The organism is Oerskovia sp. NPDC060287 (genome assembly GCF_042726775.1).
Lineage (GTDB): Bacteria > Actinomycetota > Actinomycetes > Actinomycetales > Cellulomonadaceae > Oerskovia > Oerskovia merdavium.
Map to the genome: position 1 here is coordinate 1 of NZ_JBHXBO010000303.1, position 4,079 is coordinate 4,079.

4 protein-coding genes are annotated in these 4,079 nt (G+C 70.3%); 2 read left to right on the top strand and 2 right to left on the bottom strand.

The window, feature by feature from the left end:
- Positions 1–114 precede the first annotated feature (114 nt).
- Positions 115–1,137 (bottom strand): class II fructose-bisphosphate aldolase, encoded by a 1,023-nt coding sequence (gene fbaA / locus ACFWFR_RS17870; RefSeq protein WP_191805586.1) that lies wholly within the window; start codon positions 1,135–1,137, stop codon positions 115–117.
- A 158-nt stretch (positions 1,138–1,295) separates the two neighbouring features.
- Complete coding sequence (locus tag ACFWFR_RS17875; protein WP_377623934.1) at positions 1,296–1,976, bottom strand: TrmH family RNA methyltransferase; 681 nt, start codon at positions 1,974–1,976, stop codon at positions 1,296–1,298.
- A 182-nt stretch (positions 1,977–2,158) separates the two neighbouring features.
- Between ACFWFR_RS17875 and ACFWFR_RS17880 the strand changes: the two genes are divergently transcribed.
- On the top strand, positions 2,159–3,085 hold the full coding sequence (locus ACFWFR_RS17880; protein ID WP_377623932.1) for a DedA family protein: 927 nt from the start codon (positions 2,159–2,161) through the stop codon (positions 3,083–3,085).
- The gene (locus ACFWFR_RS17885) at positions 3,082–3,855 is read left to right on the top strand and encodes an HAD-IIA family hydrolase (protein WP_191805585.1); all 774 of its coding nucleotides are present in this window, start codon (positions 3,082–3,084) and stop codon (positions 3,853–3,855) included. Before ACFWFR_RS17880 ends, ACFWFR_RS17885 begins: the two co-directional genes overlap by 4 nt.
- Positions 3,856–4,079: the final 224 nt, after the last annotated feature.

Below are 4,079 nucleotides of genomic sequence, written 5' to 3' on the forward strand. Positions count from 1 at the left end.
CGATCGCCGTCGCGTGCAACGGCATCCGCCCACCGAGCCGCGAGGGCCCTCGTGCGGCACGCCTCGGGCATCCTCGCCGGGCTCACCGCCCTCGCGGGCGGCTCAGCGAGCCGTTCAGCGGATCTTCTGGCCCGCGGAACGCAGCTGCTGCGACGCCTCGACGATGCGCTGAGCCATGCCGGCCTCGGCAAGCTTGCCCCAGGCGCGCGGGTCGTAGGCCTTCTTGTTGCCCACCTCGCCGTCGACCTTCAGGACGCCGTCGTAGTTGCGGAAGATGTGGTCGACGACCGGACGCGTGAACGCGTACTGCGTGTCCGTGTCGATGTTCATCTTGATGACGCCGTTGTCCACGGCCTCCGTGATCTCCTCGGCCGTGGAGCCCGAGCCGCCGTGGAAGACGAGGTCGAACGGGTTCTCCTTGCCGATCGCGTCGCCGACGGCCTTCTGGATGTCCGCGAGGATCGACGGACGCAGCTTGACCGCACCCGGCTTGTAGACGCCGTGCACGTTGCCGAACGTGAGAGCCGTCAGGTAGCGACCCTTCTCGCCCGCACCGAGGGCCTTGACCGTCGCGAGACCGTCCTCGACCGTCGTGTAGAGCTTGTCGTTGATCTCGGCCGTGTGGCCGTCCTCCTCGCCACCGACGACGCCGACCTCGATCTCGAGGATGGTGCGCGCGGCGACGGAGAGCTCGAGGAGCTCCTCGGCGATGATCAGGTTCTCGTCGAGCGGCACGGACGAGCCGTCCCACATGTGCGACTGGAACGTGGGGAGCTTGCCGGCCTTGACCTGCTCGATCTCCAGCGCGAGCAGCGGACGGACCCAGGAGTCCAGGTTCTGCTTGGCGCAGTGGTCCGTGTGCAGCGCGATGGTGACGTCGTAGTTCTTGGCGACCTCGGTCGCGTACGCCGCCAGGGCGAGCGAACCGGTGACGCGGTCCTTGATGGTCGAGCCCGCCGCGTACTCGGCGCCGCCGACGGAGACCTGGATGATGCCGTCGGACTCGGCCTCGGCGAAGCCCTGAATGGCGGCGGTGATGGTCTGCGACGACGTGATGTTGACGGCGGGGTAGGCGAACTTGCCTGCCTTCGCGCGGTCGATCATCTCGGCGTAGACCTCGGGGGTTGCGATAGCCATCTGCAGAACTCCAATGACGGAAGGAGGTGGGTGCCGACGACACTGCCGCGCGCCCTGTTATCCCCATGATTTTGTCATGGATCCCTACCGCCGGTGTGATCCGTCCCTCTGGTGGACGTCCGTCACCACTGGTTGGGACGTCCCGGAGGTCGGGACGCCTAGGGCTCGTACGCGTGCTGCACGGCCCACGCGTGCATCGCGACGGCCGCCGCGGCCCCCGCGTTGATCGACCGGGTCGACCCGAGCTGGGTGATGTGCAGGATCTCCCGGCTCGCCTCGCGGGCCTCGGCCGAGAGCCCGCTGCTCTCCTGCCCGAACAGCAGGACGCACTCGCGCGGGAACAGGTAGCCCTCGATCGGTATCGAGCCGGGGACGTTGTCGATCCCGACGACCGGGATGCCCGCGCCGTCGTGCTGCGCCGCGGCCCACGCGAGCAGGTCCTCGACCTGCGGGTGGTGGCTCACGTGCTGGTAGCGGTCCGTGACCATCGCGCCGCGGCGGTTCCAGCGCCGCCTGCCCACGATGTGCACGCCCGCCGCGTTGAACGCGTTGGCCGTGCGCACGACCGACCCGATGTTCAGGTCGTGGCCCCAGTTCTCGATCGCGACGTGCAGGCGCCTTCCCGCAGGGCGGCGCGCGTCCATGTCGGCGACGATCGCCTCGACCGTCCAGTAGCGGTAGGCGTCCACGACGTTGCGCCGGTCGCCGTGCTCGAGCAGCTCGACGTCGTAGCGCTCGCCGGTCGGCCAGGCGGCCCGACCGCCGGGCCAGGGGCCCACACCCACCTCGACCTGGTCCTCACCGCGGGGGTGCGGGGTCTCGTCCGGTGCCTGGGTCACGGAGGGCGCTGCGGGCTGGTCGTCACGTGCGGGGCGACCCTCGTGCTGGGGGCGCGCGGAGGAGTTCGTCACGGACCCATTGTCTCCGGTGCGTCGCCATGCCCCCGGATCCCCCCACGATGTTCACAGGGTGCTCCACGCCGCCCAGGTCCGTGCAGCGGGACGCCCACTACGCTGGTGGCGTGCTCACCGATCTTCTCCTGACCTCGACGCTGCCCGACACGGCCGCGGCGCTCTCCGCCGTCGACGGCACCCAGGTGGTCGCGCTGGGGCCGGACTGGCTCGACGCGCGCACCATGATCAGCGGCTTCATCGAGAGGTTCGGCGTGTACGCGGTGCTCGGCATCGTCGCCGTGGTCTTCATCGAGACGGGCCTGCTGTTCCCGTTCCTGCCCGGTGACTCGCTGCTCTTCACCGCTGGCCTCCTGGTCGCCCAGGACGAGCTCAACCTGTCGATCTGGGTCGTGTGCGCCATGATCTTCGCCGCCGCGTTCCTCGGGGACCAGCTCGCCTACCTGATCGGCAACAAGATCGGTCCGCGCCTCTTCACGCCGGACGCCCGCGTCCTCAAGACCAAGTACATCGACCAGGCTCACGACTACTTCGAACGCTTCGGCGGACGCACGGTCATCCTGGCCCGGTTCGTCCCCTTCCTGCGGACGTTCGCCCCGGTCGCCGCGGGCATGAGCGGCATGCGCTACCGGACGTTCGTCGCCTACAACCTGGTCGGCGCGTTCGTGTGGGGCGTCGGCGTGACTCTGCTCGGCTACTGGCTCGGCAACATCCAGTTCGTCAACGACCACATCGAGACGATCCTCGTCCTCATCGTCGCCGTCTCGGTCGTCCCCGTGGTCATCGAGGTGCTGCGGGCCCGCCGTGAGTCGCAGCGGACCAGGGCCGAGCTCGCCGCGGGCGGAGCGGCCACCGCCGCCGCCGGCGCTGCGGAGAGCCCCGCCGTCGCGACCGCGGGTACCTCCGCCGTCCCGACCGCGGCTGCCGTCCCGACCGACACCCCCCTGACGACCGCCGAGGCGACCACCGCCCCGGCGACGGGGTCCGAGAAGACGACGGACGCCGTCGAGCACACCCCTGGAGAGGACCACCGATGACGCGCGTGATCGAGAGCTGGCTCACCGACATGGACGGCGTGCTCGTCCACGAGGGCCACGCCATCCCCGGAGCAGCCGAGTTCGTGCGCGCGCTGCGCGACAAGGAGCGCCCGTTCCTCATCCTGACCAACAACTCGATCTTCACGGCCCGCGACCTGCGCGCGCGCCTCGCCACCTCCGGCATCGAGGTGCCCGAGGAGTCGATCTGGACGTCCGCGCTGGCCACCGCGCAGTTCCTGAGCGACCAGGTCCCGGGCGGCAGCGCCTACGCGATCGGTGAGGCGGGCCTGACGACGGCCCTCTACGAGGCCGGCTACACGCTCACCGAGTCCGACCCCGACTACGTGGTCCTGGGCGAGACCCGCACCTACTCGTTCGAGGCGATCACCAAGGCCGTGCGCCTGATCCTGGGCGGCTCGCGCTTCATCTGCACCAACCCGGACACGACCGGACCCTCGCAGCAGGGGCCGCTGCCCGCGACGGGCGCGGTCGCCGCCATGATCACGGCCGCGACGGGCCGCGAGCCGTACTTCGTGGGCAAGCCCAACCCCATGATGTTCCGGTCCGCGCTCAACCGCATCGACGCGCACTCCGAGACGACCGCGATGATCGGCGACCGCATGGACACCGACGTCGTCGCGGGCATCGAGGCCGGGCTCTACACCTACCTCGTGATGACGGGCTCGACCAAGCTCCACGAGGTCGACACGTTCCCGTTCCGTCCCAGCAAGGTCGTCGACTCGATCGCGAACCTCGTCGACCTCGTCTGACGCACGCCCCCGGACAGCACGCTGCCCCGGTCCCCCCGACCAGCTCGGGGAGACCGGGGCAGTCGTCTACGGGGCCCCGGAGGCGCAGGGTCGGCCACGCCGAGGTCGCCCCTAGCCACGGCCCGGCAGGGCGCCCGGCGAACCGCTACCGATCGACGTCCGAGGTCGCTGCGACCGGCCGGGTAGGGGACGACGAACGGCGGGCGGGCCGGGACCTCTCCAGG

Coding starts and splice junctions, on each gene's coding strand:
- fbaA (WP_191805586.1), bottom strand. CDS start 1,137: ATGGCTATCGCAACCCCCGAGGTCTACGCCGAGATGATCGACCGCGCG.
- ACFWFR_RS17885 (WP_191805585.1), top strand. CDS start 3,082: ATGACGCGCGTGATCGAGAGCTGGCTCACCGACATGGACGGCGTGCTC.